This is a genomic window from Methylomonas koyamae (assembly GCF_019669905.1).
Lineage (GTDB): Bacteria > Pseudomonadota > Gammaproteobacteria > Methylococcales > Methylomonadaceae > Methylomonas > Methylomonas koyamae.
In genome coordinates this window covers 407,180-424,262 of sequence record NZ_AP019777.1, presented here as the reverse complement: position 1 = coordinate 424,262, position 17,083 = coordinate 407,180, and the positions used below count along the sequence as shown (strand labels likewise).

11 protein-coding genes are annotated in these 17,083 nt (G+C 61.2%); all 11 read right to left on the bottom strand.

From position 1 onward, the window contains the following. Positions 1-14: 14 nt before the first annotated feature. The 11 genes from MKFW12EY_RS01955 to MKFW12EY_RS01905 all read right to left on the bottom strand — a co-directional run bounded on the left by MKFW12EY_RS01955 (position 15) and on the right by MKFW12EY_RS01905 (position 17,082). Positions 15-3,140 (bottom strand): efflux RND transporter permease subunit, encoded by a 3,126-nt coding sequence (locus MKFW12EY_RS01955; protein WP_221053919.1) that lies wholly within the window; start codon positions 3,138-3,140, stop codon positions 15-17. Between the two features lie 3 nt (positions 3,141-3,143). Then, on the bottom strand, positions 3,144-4,187 hold the full coding sequence (locus MKFW12EY_RS01950) for an efflux RND transporter periplasmic adaptor subunit (RefSeq protein ID WP_096875589.1): 1,044 nt from the start codon (positions 4,185-4,187) through the stop codon (positions 3,144-3,146). Between the two features lie 135 nt (positions 4,188-4,322). Further along, positions 4,323-5,612 carry a hemolysin family protein gene (locus tag MKFW12EY_RS01945; RefSeq protein WP_221053918.1) on the bottom strand — a complete coding sequence of 430 codons (1,290 nt, stop codon included), beginning with the start codon at positions 5,610-5,612 and terminating at the stop codon, positions 4,323-4,325. A 39-nt stretch (positions 5,613-5,651) separates the two neighbouring features. Continuing rightward, positions 5,652-7,436, bottom strand: coding sequence for a vWA domain-containing protein (locus tag MKFW12EY_RS01940; protein WP_221053917.1), 1,785 nt, complete (start codon positions 7,434-7,436; stop codon positions 5,652-5,654). Continuing rightward, the gene (locus MKFW12EY_RS01935; protein WP_221053916.1) at positions 7,436-8,422 is read right to left on the bottom strand and encodes a vWA domain-containing protein; all 987 of its coding nucleotides are present in this window, start codon (positions 8,420-8,422) and stop codon (positions 7,436-7,438) included. Before MKFW12EY_RS01935 ends, MKFW12EY_RS01940 begins: the two co-directional genes overlap by 1 nt. Then, entirely contained in the window at positions 8,419-8,886 is a 468-nt protein-coding gene (locus MKFW12EY_RS01930; protein ID WP_064029821.1) for a DUF4381 domain-containing protein, read from the bottom strand. Before MKFW12EY_RS01930 ends, MKFW12EY_RS01935 begins: the two co-directional genes overlap by 4 nt. 17 nt (positions 8,887-8,903) lie before the next feature. After that, positions 8,904-13,049: an EAL domain-containing protein gene (locus tag MKFW12EY_RS01925; RefSeq protein WP_221053915.1), complete on the bottom strand. Its 4,146-nt coding sequence runs from the start codon at positions 13,047-13,049 to the stop codon at positions 8,904-8,906. A gap of 15 nt (positions 13,050-13,064) precedes the next feature. Next, positions 13,065-13,979, bottom strand: a complete 915-nt coding sequence (locus tag MKFW12EY_RS01920) for a DUF58 domain-containing protein (protein WP_054762372.1) — start codon at positions 13,977-13,979, stop codon at positions 13,065-13,067. Then, positions 13,979-14,965 (bottom strand): AAA family ATPase, encoded by a 987-nt coding sequence (locus MKFW12EY_RS01915; protein WP_064029825.1) that lies wholly within the window; start codon positions 14,963-14,965, stop codon positions 13,979-13,981. Before MKFW12EY_RS01915 ends, MKFW12EY_RS01920 begins: the two co-directional genes overlap by 1 nt. Positions 14,966-15,030: 65 nt before the next feature. Then, a complete protein-coding gene (locus MKFW12EY_RS01910) occupies positions 15,031-15,732 on the bottom strand; it encodes an LOG family protein (RefSeq protein ID WP_221053914.1) in 702 nt (233 codons plus the stop codon). Between the two features lie 45 nt (positions 15,733-15,777). Next, complete coding sequence (locus MKFW12EY_RS01905) at positions 15,778-17,082, bottom strand: dihydroorotase (protein WP_221053913.1); 1,305 nt, start codon at positions 17,080-17,082, stop codon at positions 15,778-15,780. Between the last annotated feature and the right edge of the window lies 1 nt (position 17,083).

Here is a 17,083-nt window from a genome sequence, read left to right as displayed (position 1 = left end):
AGCAAAAACCCGGTTCATTTCATCGAAAACGGTTTATGAACATCCTGGCGGCCGTCGAACCAGCCGTACAGCACCGGCAATACCACCAGGGTCAATAAGGTGGAACTGATCAGGCCGCCGATCACGACGATGGCCAACGGCTTTTGCACTTCCGAACCGGGTCCGACCGCAAACAGAAACGGCACCAGCCCGAGCAAGGCCACCGTCGCCGTCATCATCACCGGCCGGAAACGCTGTTCGCAGCCGCGGCGCACCGCATATTCCAGATTCAAGCCGCTCTCGCGCTGCGCCCGGATATACGACACCAACACCACGCCGTTCAACACCGCGATGCCCCACAAGGCGATAAAACCGACCGAGGCAGGCACCGACAAGTACTCGCCGCTCAGGAACAGCGTGACGATACCGCCGATCGAGGCAAACGGCAGCACCAAAATGATCAACGCCGCAAAACGCAGCGATTTGAACAGCATGAACAACAGAAAGAAGATCGCCGCAATCGTCACCGGAATGATCATTTGCAAATGGCCCAAGGCCCGCTCCATGTTCTGGAACTGGCCGCCCCACTGCAGATAGTAGCCTTCCGGCAATTTGACCTTGTCCGCCACGGCTTTTTGCAATTCGGCGACGAAACCGCCCAAATCGCGGTCGCGGACGTTGATGCCGACCACGATCCGCCGCTTGCCCATTTCCCGGCTGATCTGGGCCGGACCGTCGTTCAGGCTGATCTTGGTGACGTCGCCCAGCGGCACCCGCGCCCCGTTGGCCGAGGTCAGCATCAACTGGTCGATCGCAGTGATATTGTTACGGAATGGTTCCGGTAATCGCACCGCAGCGGAGAAACGCCGCTCGCCCTGGTAAATCTCGGTCGCCACCTTGCCGGCAATCGCGGTTTCGATCACGTCGTGGATGTCCGACGCATTCAGGCCGTGGCGGGCAATCGCCTGGCGGTCCACGGTAATGTTCAAATACTGCTGGCCGGTCAGCCGCTCGACCCGGATATCGCGGGCGCCGTTGACGCCGTTGGCAACGCCGGCGATTGCGTCGGCCAGCCGTTTCAGTTCGGCCAGATCGTCGCCGAACACTTTTACCGCCACGTCGGAACGCACGCCGGTCACCATCTCGTCGACCCGGTCGGAAATCGGTTGCGCCATCACCACCTGCATGCCGGGCAGGTTTTCCACCAGCTTATCGCTCATCGCATCGGCAATATTGTCCTGGGTCCAGCCTTGCGGCCATTCCTCGCGCGGTTTCAAAGTGACGATAGGCGTCGACTCGTTTTGCGATTGCGGATCGGCCGGGCTTTCGCCGCGGCCGACGCCGGACACCACGTTCTTGACGCCGGGAATCTGCATCACCATTTTCATCGCCTGCATCTCGACGTTGATGCTTTCTTCCAGCGAAATATTCGGCATCCGGTTAATTGCCGGCACGATGGAGCCTTCCTTCATTTCCGGAATGAACGAGGTGCCGAGCAACGGCAACAGCAGCAACGAGCCGATAAACGTCGCCACAGCGGCGCCAACCACTTTCAGCCGGTTGGCCATCGCAAAATCCAGCAAGCGCAGGTAATGGCGTTTGATAAAGGCAATCAAGCGGGTGTCGTGTTCGCCGTCGTGGCCCTCCAGCGCAAACGCGCACAACACTGGCGACAGGGTCAGCGACACCACCAGCGAAATCAGCAAGGCGATGGCGATGGTATAGGCCAGCGGTGCGAACATCTTGCCTTCCATGCCCTGTAGCGTCATCAGCGGCAAAAACACCAGGACGATGATACCGACGCCGAACAACACTGGCGTCGCCACTTCCTGGGTCGCGGCCTGCACTACCCGCACCCGGCTGGTGGCGCGGCCCTTGCGCTCGCCGAGCAGGCGGAACGCGTTCTCGACCACGACCACCGAGCCGTCCACCATCAAGCCGATCGCAATCGCCAGGCCGCCCAAGGACATCAGATTGGCCGACAAGCCTAGCTGGTTCATCATGATGAAGGTCACCAGCGGCGTCACGATCAGCGTACCGACCACGATCAAACTGGAACGCACGTCGCCCAGGAACAGAAACAAAATGATGACGACCAAGACGATGCCTTCCATCAACACCTTGGTTACGGTATGCAAGGCCGCGTCGACCAAATCGCTGCGGTCGTAATACGGCACGATTTTCAAGCCGCCCGGCAACATGCCCTTGGCGTTGATTTCCGCCACCCGTTCCTTGATCCGGCTCACCACTTCCTTGGCGTTACCGCCGCGCAACATCATGACGATGCCACCGACCGATTCGGTGTAACCGTTTTTGATGACCGCGCCGGCCCGCACTTCGTGGCCGATTTTAATTTCGGCGACGTCGTGCATGTGCACCGGCACGCTGTCTTCCTCTTTCAATACGATATTGCCGATGTCGTTGACGTCGTTGATCAAACCGACGCCGCGAATCAAATACTGCTCGGCATAGTGCGGCAGTACGCCGCCGCCGCTGTTGGCGTTGTTGCGAGCCAAGGCCTCGAATACCTCGTTCAACGAAATCCGGTAATGGTGCAAGCGATTGGGATTGACCAATACCTGGTACTGTTTGACGTAACCGCCCTGGGAATTGATTTCGGCCACGCCGGGTATGCCGCGCAGCAACGGTCGGACCACCCAATCCTGCGCTTCGCGCCGGTACTGCAACTCTTCCTGGGTCAACGGCCGCTCGCCGTCGTCGTCGCGGTCCAGCGTGTATTGGTAAACCTCGCCCAGACCGGTCGATACCGGGCCCAGCACCGGGTTGACGCCGGGCGGCATCTGCTGCTTGACTTCGATCAGGCGTTCCATCACCAATTGCCGGGCGAAATACACTTCGGTCTTGTCGGTGAAGATCAATGTAATCAGCGACAGGCCGTTTTTATTCAGCGAACGCATTTCCTCCAGCCCCGGCAAGCCGGCCATCGCGATCTCCAACGGCACGGTCACCAGTCGCTCGACTTCGTCCGGCGATTTTCCGGCGGCTTCGGTGGCGATTTGCACTTGAATGTTGGTCACGTCCGGAAACGCATCCACCGAAAGGTGCCGCACCGCGCGCACGCCGAACAACGCAATACCCACCGCCAGCACCGCCACCAAAATCCGTTGTTGCAGCGCCAGTTCTATCAGACGGTTGACCATGGCTTACTCCAATGTGCTGCGCAGGCGTTCGTTGTTCAAATGAAAGGCGCCGTTGACGACGATCTTTTCGCCGGGCCGCAGTCCGTCCAATAATTCGCGCTTTTGCGCTTCCTCGCGGCCCAGTTTGACCGGACGCAATTCGAAGCGGTTGTCGGCGTTCTGCACGAACACGTGGTCTTTATCGTTTTCCCGCACCACCGCCTGGCTAGGAATCAGCAGCGACTGGGCGCCGGGCTTGCTGATTTTCAGGGTTGCCAGCATCTGCGGTTTGAACAGCCGTTGCGGGTTGGCCAGCGCCATTCTTACCGTCACGGTGCGGGTGTCGGGATCGACCAGATCGGAGACGTAGATCAATTTGCCGCTGACGCTCTCGCCCGGCAGCGCCGGCACCTCGGCCAGCACTTGGTCGCCCTGGTGCACCCAGTGCGCCTGTTGTTCAGGGATCTCGGCGACCAGCCACAGTTGCGACAAATCGGCGACCGTGTATAGGCTGTCGGCCGGCTGCACCACCTGGCCGATCGCAACGTTACGCTCGATCACGACGCCGTCGATGCTGGAGGTGACCGGCGAAAACGAATGGATGCTGCGCTGCTTGTCCAGCCGCTTCAGATCGGCCTCACTCATGCCCATCACCCGTAGGCGGTCGCTGGCAGCGCGCAAGTCCACCTCGGCTTCGACCAGCACGCCCTGGCGTTCCTGCAACTCGGCTTCGGCGATCACGCCGCTTTCCAGCAAACGTTCGGCGCGCTTGACGGTGATCCGCCGCAGATTGACTTGCGAGGTGGCTTTCAGATAATCCGATTGGGCTTGACTCAGTTCGGTGCTGTTCAACAGTGCCAGCCGGTCGCCCTTCTTGACGCTCTGGCCCAGCATCGCATTGATTTCGGTGATGCGGCCGGTCACGCTGGCACCGATCCGGGCCACCCGATGCTGGTCCAAGTCCACTTGTGCCGACAAGCTCAACGACTCCCGCATCTCGCCGGGCCTGACTTCCTCTATCGTCAACAATTTCATCAACGCCGGCGACGCTTCCAGCAACGGTTTCATGTCCGCGGCCGGAACCGATCCGGCCCAGCAAACTAAAACGAGGAACAGAGTTAAGAATCGCTGTACTTGCATGGTTATTTCCTTTTGTCAGTAATCTGCTTGCCCGGTGCTGCCGCAACCGGCCGGCCCCGGCGCTTATTCTTCGCCGGGGCGCGGTGTGATCAGCACTTTGTCGATCCGCACGCCGTCGATGTCGACGATTTCGAACCGCCATTCCCGGTATTCGAAGGTTTCGGCGACGCGCGGAATGTCTTCCAAGTAAAACAAGACGAAGCCGCCCACCGTATGGTAGGCATTGTCGGCTTCGCCGGGCAGTTCGCCGCTGATGCCGATCAACGATTTCAGGCGCTGCACCGAGACACCGCCGTCGACCAACCAAGAGCCGTCGGCCCGTTCGGCAATGTCGACATCCAGGTCGCCGCCGGGCAGTTCGCCGACGATGGCCTTTAACACATCGCTCAACGTCACTAGTCCCTCGATATCGCCGTATTCATTGGCCACCAGCGCCAAATCGGCCTTATTGGCTTTGAAATACTCGAGCAGTTGCACCAGCGTCATCGTCTCCGGCACGTAATGCGGCGTGCGGACGAACGGCGCAATTTCGAACGCCGTTCCGCTCATCGCCGGCAGCAGCAAATCGCTGCGCGCCAACACACCGGCGATGTTGTCCAGCCCGCCGCGGCAAATCACGGTTCTGGCGTAGGGGCATTCGGCAATCTTGCGCCGCACCGCGGCGTCGCCGTCCTCCAGGTCGGCGGCATAAATCTGCAGCCGCGGCGTCATCACCGCGCCGACCCGCTGCTCGTCGAGTTTCATGACGTTGCCGACCAGATGGCGTTCGCTGGCATGAAACACGCCGGACTCGGCGCCGATTTCCATCAGCAACTTGATTTCCTCGTTGGTCACGCTGGCCTGCGGCGGCTGGTGGGCGCCGCACAAGCGCAACAACAGCGAACTGGACGAAGACAGCAACCAGACCAGCGGACTGGCGAGCGCAGCCAACATGTTCATCGGTTTGGCGACGGCCAGCGCAATCCGTTCCGGATTCAGCAAAGCCAAGCGCTTCGGCGCCAATTCGCCGACCACGACCGAGCAATAGGTGATGGCAACCACGGTTGCGATCAGAGCGATGCTATCGGCGTAAGCCGCCAACCAGGGAAATTGGGCTAGGTAGCGCTGCAGCGGCTCGGTCAAGGCACTCTCGCCGAGCGCGCCGCTGAGGATGCCGACCGAGGTAATGCCGACTTGGACCGTCGACAAAAACCGGGACGGGTCTTGGTGCAGTTTCAATGCGGTGGCGGCACCGGCGCGCTTTTCTCCGGCCAATTTCTGCAAGCGGGCCAATCCGGACGACACCAGCGCCATTTCCGACATGGCGAACACGCCGTTGAGCAAAATCAAGAGCAGTATCAGGCCAATATCCATCGTCTTCTCATCAGTCTGTGGAACGGGTTACGCTGCGCTTTACCAGGGGTTTTCGGCCTGAGTCCGGCGATTGCGTTGGCTGTATTGGTATTTGAATTTACGCCGCAACAAACCGGTGGGCTCGTCGGGGATACGTTTCAATAGCTGTTGGTTGGCGCGCTCGGTTTCGTTCTGCTCGACCTCGGCGGCCGATTGCGCCGGCTGCGGTTCCGGTTTGGCGTCCTTGGGCTGGGCTTGGGCCGGGTCGGGCTGCGCCGGTTGTTGTTCATCCGTTTGTTTCGGCTCCTGCGGCGTTTGCGGTTGCTGCCCAGACTGCCGTTGCTCCGCCGCTGGTTCTCGTTGTTGCTCAGCCGATTGCGCCTGCCGGTCGCGGTCGGCTTGACCGGACTGCGCTTGCTGTTGCTGTTGCCGGTCTTGCCCGGCGTCCTGTGGCTGTCCTTGCTGGCCCTGGTTTTGTTGCTGTTGCTCCTGCAATTTCTTCTCGACTAATTCCTTGTTGAAGCGCGCGTCCTGGTGCTGCGGGTCGAGCCGCAAGGCCTCGCGGTAAGCCTCCACCGCCTCCGGCAGCCGGCCGGCAAGAGCCAGCGCGTTGCCGCGGTTGTAATGGCCTTCCGCACTGTCGGCGTGCTGCAAGGTTTCGGCGGCCTGTTCGTATTGGCCGGCCTTGTATTGGGCGGCGGCGCGCCAGGCTTGATCGCGGAACTGTTCGGCAGCTTGCTGGTATTGCTGCTGCTGGAAGGCTTGTTGCGCGCGTTGGTCGGGGGTTTTCCATAAACTTTGCCAATCCAGCGCGTACCCGTTTCTGGGTAGCGGCGCCAGGCTCAACAGGCACCAGAGCAGCAAACCCTTCCTGAACTGCAGTGCCGCCCACGGTAACACCAGCAAAACCAGCCACGGGCCTTTCTCGTCCCATTGCTGCAATAGCAAATTCGAATCCCGGTTTTGCGGATCGGTTTGCGCCGCGTTAAACGCCCGGCTCAAGGCTTCGACGTCTTCGTCGCCGGCCGTTACCGGCTGGTAAAGGCCGCCGCCATGGCGGGCCAGAGTCGCCAACGTGGTGTCGTCCATTTTCGCGACGACGATGTTGCCGCTGCGGTCTTTCAAAAAGCCGCCACCGGCCGCTTGGATCGGCGCGCCGTCGACAGTACCGACCGCCAACACCGACAATTGGTAACCGCCCAGCCAATGCTCGGCTTGTTCCGCCACATCGGCGTCGGCGCCGTCGGTGACCAGCAGGATATGGCCCTTGGCCAGCCCAGCCTGGCGCAACAAATTGGCGGCGTGTTCGATGGCGATAGCAGTATGGCTGCCCGGACTGGGCATGATGTCGGTGGTCAATGCCGGCAACTGGCTGTCGATGGTCGCGGTGTCGGTGGTCAGCGGCGTCACGGTAAAGGCGTCGCCGCCGTAAACCAATAACGCGGTCTGGCCGTCCTTGCGCTGTTTCAGCAGATCGGCGATTTTGTAGCGGGCCTTGCCGATGCGGCTGGGCTTGATATCGGCGGCATCCATCGATTTGGACAAGTCCAGCGCGATGACCAGTGCCGCATCGTTGCGAAAAGCCGGGCTGGGCAAACGCTCCCAGGTCGGGCCGGCCAACGCGGTGACCGCCAGTACTGCCGCCAGCGCGGCGGCGACGACGCTGTGGCGCCGTTGCGCTGCCGCCGGCTGGTCCTGCAGGACAAACGGCAGCAGCTCCGCATCGCAAACCTCGGTCCAATTCGCCCGGCTTTGCCGGTGCCGCGCCAGTTTCAGCAAAAGCAAAGCTGCCGGCACTAAGGCCAGAAACCAGAGCGGACGCAAGAAATGGAACTCTGCCGGCATCAGCTCCACCGCAAACTCCCGGCGGCGACCAAACCGGCCAGCCACAAGGCCAGGGTCAGCGGCCAATGGAACAGCTCCGCGCGCGGCCGGAAATATTGTTTGTCTTTTTCCACCGGTTCCAGTTGGTCCAGCATTTGGTAAATGCGCTCCAATTCCTCGGTATTGCGGGCGCGGAAATAGTGGCCGCCGCTGGTATCGGCGATGGCGGTCAAGGTTTTTTCGTCCAAATCCACCGACGGATTGACCCGGCGGGTGCCGAACAGACTGCGCACCAAAATCTCGTCGGCGCCGATACCGATGGTATAGATTTTCAAGTGGTGTTCGGCGGCCAATTCGGCCGCCTTCAGCGGCTCCAGTTCGCCGGCGGTGTTGGCGCCGTCGGTCAACAGAATCAGCACCCGGCTGGCATCTTTCTGGTCTTGCAGGCGTTTGATCGCCAGGCCGATGGCATCGCCGATCGAGGTTTTCGGTTCGTCTTCGGTGATGCCGATAAAGGCTTCGCCGAGCAAGGTCTGCACGGTCTTACGGTCGAAGGTCAACGGTACGTGCAGATAAGCCTGGGTACCGAATAGAATCAGGCCGAGACGGTCGCCGGCGCGGCGCATGATGAAGTCTCCGGCCACCTGTTTGATCGCGGTCAGCCGGTCTACCCGCTGTTTACCCAACAGGAAGTCTTCCTCCTGCATACTACCGGATACGTCGACCGCCAGCATCAGATCGCGGCCGCTGACCGCCTGCTCCAACGGCTCGCCCAGCCATTGCGGCCGCGCCGCCGCCAACAGCAGACACAGCCAGGCGCAAGCGGCCAGCCATAGCGGCCAGCGCCGTTCGCTACCGGCGATTTGCCCCGGATCGCTGCCGAAATCGTCCAGAAACGGCGTTTTCAACGCCGCTTGCCGGGCCGGAGCCTGGGCCGGCAACCAGCGGCGCAGCAACAGCGGCAACGGCGCCAGGGCCAACAGCCAAGGCCAGACCAGCGTTATCATGCGTGTTTCGCCTGTTGTTTCAGCCAGCGTTCGCACAGCTCGAACACCGCGTCCAGTTCGGCTTCGGCCGGCGCGTGCGGCCGGAAGTGGGCATCGGCCAGGCATCGGCCCGGACCTTGCGTGAACGGCGCATCCGGCAGGGAGCGGTCAAGATACTGCAGCCAGGCGTGGCCGCTGAGGCTGGCCACGTCCCGCCGCGGCGCGGTACTCAGCGCGACCCGGCGCAGCAACGCGGACAAGGCCGCCACGGTTTGTTTGGCATCGCCGTTGGGTTGGCTGCGCATACTTTGCAGCAATTTGCCGGCGATTTTAACGGCGCTGCGCCGGCGCATTCTTTTATAAAGTTGGCGCAAGGCAAGCGCCAAAACCGGCAGCAACAGCGCCAACGCCCACCAGCCGGGCGCCGGCGGCCAAAAACCGACGGCGTCGGGCAAATGAATATCTCTTAACGGCAATTGTTCCATCGTTGGCGTTATCGAATTCAGGGAAGTTGAGTATACAGGATCAGGCGTTCGTCGATTTCCTGTTGTAGCGCCTGCAAATCGGCAAACCCGGCTTGCGCTGCCGCCAACTCGCCGGCATCGTACCGATGCTTCAAGCGGTCGGCTTGGCTGTGCAAATCGTGCTGCAATTGCTGGAGCCGTTCCAGCCAATCCTCGGCGTATTGCCGCTCCTGCTTGGCCTGACGCAGCCAGCGCCCGAGATGGGTGCGTTTGCGATCCATGATCGGCCAGGCCGGCGCCGGCTTCTGCCCGGCACCGTACAGGCAATCCCGCACCCGCTGCAACCATTGCCGGGCATCGCAGCGCCGGATCGCGATCATGGTCTGTTCCGGCGTCAACTCGGCATTGGCATAGAAATTCCAGTCGGCGAAAGGCCGGTACCCGGCGACCCACTCGGCGATCTGCGCGGCCGGCATCGGCCTGGCAATCGCGTAACCTTGCAGCAGCCGGCAGCCCAGCAACAACAGTACGACGCCCTGCTCCTGGCTTTCGACGCCTTCGGCAACCACCTTACGGTTAAAAGCCTGGCTCAGCTCGATCACGCTGTCGATAATGGCGTAATCGTCCGGGTCGTCCAGCATGTCGCGAACGAAGGTCTGATCGATTTTGACGGTATCGACCGATAAATGCCGTAAATGGGTCAGCGACGAATAGCCGGTGCCGAAGTCGTCCAGCGCCACGCTGATGCCGAGTTGTTCCCGGCAATTCTTGATGATGCGGTTCACGGCGCCCAAATCGTCCAACGCAGTGCTTTCCAGAATTTCGAGCTGCAAGGCTTGCGCCGGAACCTCGGGATGTTGCCGCAAGATGCCGGCGATATGGTCCTGAATCCCGGGCCACAGCAAGTGGTAAGAGGAAATATTGACGCTGACTTCCAACTTCAACCCCTGCGCCCGCCAGGCCGCCAGGTCGCGACAGGCCTGCTCGATCACCCAATTGCCGATGCGGATTTCCAGATCGGTGGAGGCGATGGCCGGCAAAAAATCCAGCGGCGGCACCATGCCGCGTTGCGGGCTCAACCAACGGATCAGCGCCTCGACCCCGGCCACCCGTCCGCGCTTGATATCGACTTTGGGCTGGTAATACAGGCACATTTCGCCGTTGAGGAAGGCCGCTTCGATATCGCGCAATTGCTGGTGGCGATGCATGATCTGCTGGTCCTGGGTCGCATCGAACAACTGGCAGCGGTTCTTGCCGGCCAATTTGGCCTGGTACATGGCGTGGTCGGCGTGACGCAACAGGCCGTCCGGATCTGCATCGTCCAGCGGATATAAGGTATAGCCGCTGCTGGCGCCGACCGTGACTTGCTGGCCGTCGATGGCGAACGGTTCGGAAATCGCCTGGTGAATGCGCCGAATGGCCTGCTCGCATTGCTCCAGCGTGTCGATATCGCGCAGCAGCAACGCAAATTCGTCGCCGCCGTGGCGCGACACGCTGTCTTCCTCGCGTATGGCATTTTTGATGCGCTCCGCCACTTCCACCAGCACCCGGTCGCCGACGTCGTGGCCGAACACGTCGTTGACCGGTTTGAAACCGTCCAGATCCAGAAAGCAGATCGCCAGCAGCGACTTGTCCCGCTTGCTGTGGGCGATAGCCTGGCTCAGACGGTCGGCGAACAATATCCGGTTCGGCAAGCGGGTCAGCGGGTCGTAATGCGCCACCAACTCCAAAAGCTGTTGCTGCTGTTTGGCCTGGGTCACGTCGGAAAACAGGCCGACGTAATGCGTGATGTGGCCGTCGCTGTCGCACAACGCCGAAATCGTCAACCATTCCGCATATAAATCGCCGTTTTTCTTGCGGTTCCACAATTCGCCGTGCCAATGCTGGTGCTGGCGCAACTCGCGCCACATCTCGGCATAGAATTCCGGGCCGTATTTGCCGGATTGCAGAATGCTTGGATTTTTGCCGACGATTTCGTCCCGGCTGTATCCGGTAATCTCGCAAAACGTCGGATTGACGTCGATGATGTTGGCGGCGGCGTCGGTGATCAAAATGCCCTCGTGGGCTGCGCTGAATACGCGGGCGGCCAGTTTCAAATCGTCCTCGGCCAATTTGCGCTCGGTAATGTCGCGCGACAGGCCGAGCAAGGCGGTAATGTTGCCGTCGGCATCGCGCATCGGCACGGCATGGGTATCCAGCCAGCGCTGGCCGCCGCGTAAACCGGTGATTTCGAATTCCAGCGTGCCGGAAGCCCCGGCGAAGACGCGGCGGATCAATTTCTTGAATTGGCTACGGTATTTGGCGCCAACCAGATCTTCCAACCGGCAATCCTGCGCCTGTTGCAAGCTATCGGCTTCTATCATGTCCAGGCCGGCCCGGTTCATCTGCAGCAGGCTGCCGTCGCGCGCCAGCAGTTTTACGCATTCCGGTTGCGATTCGACGATAGTGCGCAATTTCAGCTCCGACTCCTGCGCCTGTTGCGCCGCGGCTTTTTGTTCGGCCACCGCCGTTTCCAGATCGCGGGTGCGTTGTTCGACCAAAGCTTCGACGGCGGCGGTACGGCCGCTGACGATCAACAGCATGATGTTCATCAAGCTGGTGAAACAAAGCCCGCCGAGCAAGGTCACCCACAGCACCGAAGAACCCTGTTCGTTGATGAACAGGCTGCTCGGCGAGATCGTCACCCGCCAATCGCGGTCGACGAACTTGAAGATGCGCTGCCAATCCCGCAGCGCGTAATTTTGCCTTACCGTGGCCGGCAGACGCTTGGCAAACAGTTCCTTATGCACGCCGGTACCGGCGGTATCTTCGATACTGATGTCCAACGATTGCGTGTTCAGCCCCTTGGTAACGACTTCCACCATCCGCGCCGGCAAAATCACCGCCGATACGAAACCGGCAAAATCCTGGCCGCTAACGCCGGCCGCCGCCTTGAACACCGGTATCGACACCAATACGCCTGGCGCCGAGCCGTTGACCTGCATCAGACTGAGGCCGGCCGACGCGGTCGGCTTGCCGGTGGCGCGGGCCTCGTCCTTGGCCAGTTTGCTCAGCGGATTGGAAAGCGAATCCAGGCCGAACGCTTTTTCGTTGCCGACCATCGGCTCGACGTAGGCCACCGGAAAATATTCGGCGCGTTCGGCGGCCGGCGCCAAACCGCCGTCGGCGCCGCGCTCGGTAATGCGAAAGCCGGCGTAGCCTTCTTGCTGTACTTTGGCTTCGAAGGCTGCGCGTTGCTCGAGGCGGATGCGCGGCAACCATTCCAAGGCCTGGATTTCCGGATGCCGTTCCAAAATGCCGCGGGCGAACACGGCAAATTCCGCGCGGCTGACATCGCTGGACGCCAGAAACACATCCCGCAACGCCAGACTGCTGTCGACGACATGGGTGGTATATTCCACCAATAGCGTTTCGATGGCCGCTGCCCGATTGTCGAAGGCCTGCTGGATCCGGGTTTGCTCGGCGCGAAACACCTGCATGAACACTAAAACCAGCGCCAGCAAAGTTCCCAGCAGCGGCAAAGCCACGCTCAAGCGCCGCGCCCGCCACAACGCCTGCGGCCGGCCGCAGGCGCAAAACAGCAACGGCGCGATCACCATCACCCCCAAGCTGTCGCCGATCCACCAGTTGCGCCAGGAGTTCTGCAACTCGTCGCCGGGCATCAAATCCAGGCCGTACAGGGTGGCGACACCAACGCTGGGTGCGGTCAAACAGGCCAGCGGACCGGCCAACACGAAAAACGCCAGGATGGCGCCCGGCGTCTCCAACTTCGGCAGGCCCGGCTGCAGGTATTTTTCGGACAACACGGACGCGACCACGGCTTGCAGGGTACTGCCGCTGGCGATCAGCAACGCGGCGGCAATAGCGGCGGAGTCCAATTGGCCGGAGAAACTCGCAGCCGTGGCCAGTTCGTTCAGCAGCGCCCCCAACCAGATGCCGGGCCAGAACCGGCGGCCGAATATCAGCAGCGCGGCCAATGCAATCCCGGCCGGCGGCCATAGCGGGCTGGAATAACCGGGCGGAATCACCAATTTCATCCCCAACCAACCGCCGAGAAAAATCGCGGCCGCCAGCAAACCGATACCGCCGGCGAAATGCCATGGCCGCATAAATCCGGCTTGCCGTGCCCGCAGCGCCGGGGCGGCCAGATTGGCGGAACGTAACAGATTCTGGGAAGCGGGCATGGTCGTTCTAAAACGCTAGCGGTATTGCGGCCGGGCACCGGTCAGTACGTCCAGCGCCGCTTGCTGCGTGCTGCAGGGAATCAACAGCAGGCGCAATTGGTTGGACAACTTTTGCAACAACCGGCGGCGGTCGGCGAAACGTTGCCGGTAAGCCTCCGCCCGTTGCCGGTCGCCGCTGTCGAACAGGATTTCCCGCAAGCCGTCGGTAAACCGGTAGCGACCCTTGCCGGGCAGGCTGATTTCCAGCGGATCGGCGATGTGAACCAGGACCACTTCGCAGTGCTTGGCCAAATTGGCCAGATGCCGCTCGGCGGCGGGGTTCAGGCCGCGAAAGTCGCTGAGGATATAGACCCGGCTGCCGGGGTGGGCGTGGTGCAGCAACCGGGACAACGGCAGGTCGAGCGTAGCGGCCGGATCGCCGCTATAGGCGGGTTTTACCAGGGCATTCAAAAAACGCAGCAAGGCCGGTTTGCCGGTTTGCGGCCGGATCTCCTGGCAACCGGCTTCGCTGAAAATCTGGCCGCCGATGCGATCGCCCTGCTGTAGTGCGGCCCAAGCCAGCAACGCCGCCAGACGAGCGGCCTGCACCGATTTGAATACGCCGCGGGTAGCGAACGCCATCGCCGCCCGGTAATCGACGGCGATGAACATCGGCCGCTCCCGTTCCTCCTTGAAAATCTTGCTGTGCGGTTTGCCGGTGCGGGCGGTGACGCGCCAGTCGATGCGGCGCACGTCGTCGCCGGGCTGGTACAGCCGGGTTTCGTCGAATGCCATGCCGCGCCCTTTCAGATGCGACAGGTAATTGCCGCTCTGCGCCGCGCGGATGTTGGCATGGCCCAGGCTGATTGCAGCGGCCGGTTTGGCCAGATCGACCAACGCTTTTAGAGAGACGGCCACCCGCGGGTTGTCGGCCGTTGGTTGCGCATTCATCAGGGCACGGCGATTCTGGCGATCAGTTCCTTGACCACATAGTCGGCGGTGATGCCTTCGGCTTCGGCTTCGTAAGACAAAATCAGCCGGTGGCGGAGCACGTCGTAAGCCATGTCCTGGATATCGGCCGGATCGACGAAATCGCGCTGCGCCAGCCAGGCCTTGGCCCGGGCGCAACGATCCAACGCAATGCTGGCCCGCGGGCTGGCGCCGTATTGGATCCAGCCCGCCAGGTCCTGGCCGTAAGCCGCCGGCTTACGGGTTGCCAATACGATCTGCAACAAATATTGCTCCAGGCTGTCGGCCAGATACAGGTCCAGCACTTCGCCGCGGGCGGCGAACAGAGTTTGCTGGCTGATCTTTACCGCCGGCGCGGCGCCGGCCTGCAAGGCGCCTCTGGCTTCGGCACGGGCCAAATGCAGAATGGCTTGTTCGTGGCCCGCATCGGGATAATCGATTTTGACGTGCAGCAAAAACCGGTCGAGCTGCGCTTCCGGCAACGGATAGGTGCCTTCCTGTTCGATCGGGTTTTGCGTGGCCATGACCATGAACAGTTGCGGCAACGGATAAGTGGCTTTGCCGACCGTGATCTGCCGCTCGGCCATCGCTTCCAGCAACGCCGCCTGCACTTTGGCCGGCGCCCGGTTGATTTCATCGGCCAGAATCAAGTTATGAAACAAGGGGCCGGTCTGAAATTCGAAACTGCCGAGCTGCGGCCGGTAAATTTCGGTGCCGGTCAAATCGGCCGGCAACAGGTCCGGGGTAAATTGCACCCGGTGAAAATCGGCCTGAATGCCCTGGCTGAGAACGTTGATGGCGCGGGTTTTGGCCAGACCCGGCGCACCTTCCACCAACAGGTGGCCGTCGGCCAGCAACGCGATCAACATCCGTTCCACCAGGACTTCCTGGCCGATGATTTGGCTGTTGATGTGGTGTTTGAGTTGTTGCAGCGCGGTTTGGCAGGAATCTGGGCTGGTAGCGGTCATGTCTGATTAAGGTTTTAAAGTTTGCCGGTCTGGGACCGGCAACGGTCCGAAAAGTTGCGGTTTGACTAGTTTTTGCGTTGCCGGTCTTTCCATTCGCGGTGGGCAACCATGATTTTGACGACCTCGTGCGGGTCGTCGGTGACGGTGATCAGCGCCAAATCTTCTTCGGAAATCGTGCCGTATTCGAGCATTTTCGCCTTCATCCAGTCCATCAGCCCGTTCCAGAAATCGCTGCCGAACAACACCAAAGGTATCGGGTAGACCTTGTGGGTCTGCATCAAGGTCAGCGCTTCGAAGAATTCGTCCAGCGTACCGAAACCGCCCGGCATACAGACGTAACCGATCGAGTAGCGCACGAACATCACCTTACGCACGAAGAAATAACGGAAATTCAGCGCGATGTTCTGGTAAGGGTTGGGCTTTTGTTCCATCGGCAATTCGATATTCAACCCTATAGAGGGCTGGTCGTTGGCGATGGCACCTTTATTGGCCGCCTCCATCACGCCCGGCCCGCCGCCGCTGATGATGGCAAAGCCCTGTTTGCTGAGCAGGTCGGCAATTTCCACGGTCTTGGCGTAGTAGGGATGCTCCGGTTTCAAGCGGGCCGAGCCGAAAATCGAAATCGCGTCGCACAGGCCGGACAATTCGTCGAAACCCTCGGTAAATTCGCTGATGATGCGAAAAATACGCCAGGATTGATCGCCCTTCAAATCGTCGATAATGCTGGTCGATGCGGAACTGCTGGTTCGGTTTTTGATGCAACTCATGTTTGCTTCCTTGGCGAGGGCTGCCCGCCGTCACGGTTACGGAGGTCAGGCCCGGTTGGTTGCCGCGGGTTGCTGCAGCCGGTAAGCCACCCGTCCGGCTTGTAAGGTGTGGGTCACGCGCCCGATCAACTCGCGCCCCCAATAGGGCGTATTGCAGCCGGCGCTGAGCCAGGCCGGGCGCTCGACCCGCCAGACCAGAGCGGGGTCGAAAATACAGACGTCGGCGTTCGCTCCGATTGCCAGCGTACCGGCGGCCAAGCCCATAATCCGCGCCGGATTGCAGGTCAGGCCGGCGAGGGCTTGCGCCAAACCGATCCGGTGTTGGCCGGTCAACGCCAGCGTCAACGGCAGCAGCGTTTCCAGTGCCGCCACGCCGGATTCGGTTTCCGGAAACGCGCCGAGCTTGGCATCCAGGTCGTGCGGTTGGTGGTCGGAACAAATGGCGTCGACGGTGCCGTTGGCCAAGGCTTCGCGCAGGTATTGGCGGTCTATCGCCGCGCGTAGCGGCGGCATCACGTGGTAGTTGCTGTCGAACGGTTCGATGTCGTTTTCGGTCAGATGCAGTTGATGTATCGCAACGTCGGCGGTGACGTTCAGACCGTACTTTTTGGCCTGCTGGATCTTGATCACCGATTGCTTGCAACTGATCTGGCTGAAATGCACCCGGCAGCCGGTCAGTTCGGCCAGTTCCAGACACTGCGCCAACGCAATCGATTCCGCCGCTTCCGGAATGCCCGGCAAGCCGTAACGGCTAGCGACCGCGCCTTCGTGGGCGCAACCCTTGCCGGATAGCGACGCCTCGTTAGCGCGGAACATCAACAGCAAATTGTGGCTGCTGGCGTATTCCATGGCCCGGCGCAAAATCAACAAATTGCCAAGCGGCGCGCTGGCATTGCCCACCGCGATGCAGCCGGCCTGTTTCAAGGCAAACATCGTGCTGAGTTCGTTGCCGTCCAGGCGCTGGGTCAACGCACCGATACTGTAAACCTGCGCATAGCCGGCCTGCTCCGCCTTGTCTTTGATGTACTCGACCACGGCCGGCGTATCGATGCAGGGCTTGGTGTCGGGCGGCAAACACAAGGACGTCACGCCGGCGGCGAGTGCGGCCCGGGTTTCGGATTGGATATTGCCTTTTTGGGTCTGGCCCGGCTCGCGCAGGCGCACGCTCAGGTCGACGAAGCCGGGACACACCACTTGGCCGGCCGCATCGATGGTCTGTTCCGCGTCAAAATCGGCCAGCGCTGCGCCAACGGCGACGATTTTGCCGCCCGAGATATACAGCGAACCGATGGCGTCGATGCCGTTGGCCGGATCGACGATACGGCCGTTCTCGATTTTGATCCTGCTCACG

Excerpts from the sequence above, each read along its gene's own strand:
- MKFW12EY_RS01925 (WP_221053915.1), bottom strand. The coding sequence starts at position 13,049 with ATGCCCGCTTCCCAGAATCTGTTACGTTCCGCCAATCTGGCCGCCCCG.
- MKFW12EY_RS01935 (WP_221053916.1), bottom strand. The coding sequence starts at position 8,422 with ATGATAACGCTGGTCTGGCCTTGGCTGTTGGCCCTGGCGCCGTTGCCG.
- MKFW12EY_RS01915 (WP_064029825.1), bottom strand. The coding sequence starts at position 14,965 with ATGACCGCTACCAGCCCAGATTCCTGCCAAACCGCGCTGCAACAACTC.
- MKFW12EY_RS01940 (WP_221053917.1), bottom strand. The coding sequence starts at position 7,436 with ATGCCGGCAGAGTTCCATTTCTTGCGTCCGCTCTGGTTTCTGGCCTTA.
- MKFW12EY_RS01945 (WP_221053918.1), bottom strand. The coding sequence starts at position 5,612 with ATGGATATTGGCCTGATACTGCTCTTGATTTTGCTCAACGGCGTGTTC.
- MKFW12EY_RS01950 (WP_096875589.1), bottom strand. The coding sequence starts at position 4,187 with ATGAAACCGTTGCTGGAAGCGTCGCCGGCGTTGATGAAATTGTTGACG.
- MKFW12EY_RS01930 (WP_064029821.1), bottom strand. The coding sequence starts at position 8,886 with ATGGAACAATTGCCGTTAAGAGATATTCATTTGCCCGACGCCGTCGGT.
- MKFW12EY_RS01920 (WP_054762372.1), bottom strand. The coding sequence starts at position 13,979 with ATGAATGCGCAACCAACGGCCGACAACCCGCGGGTGGCCGTCTCTCTA.
- MKFW12EY_RS01910 (WP_221053914.1), bottom strand. The coding sequence starts at position 15,732 with ATGAGTTGCATCAAAAACCGAACCAGCAGTTCCGCATCGACCAGCATT.
- MKFW12EY_RS01955 (WP_221053919.1), bottom strand. The coding sequence starts at position 3,140 with ATGGTCAACCGTCTGATAGAACTGGCGCTGCAACAACGGATTTTGGTG.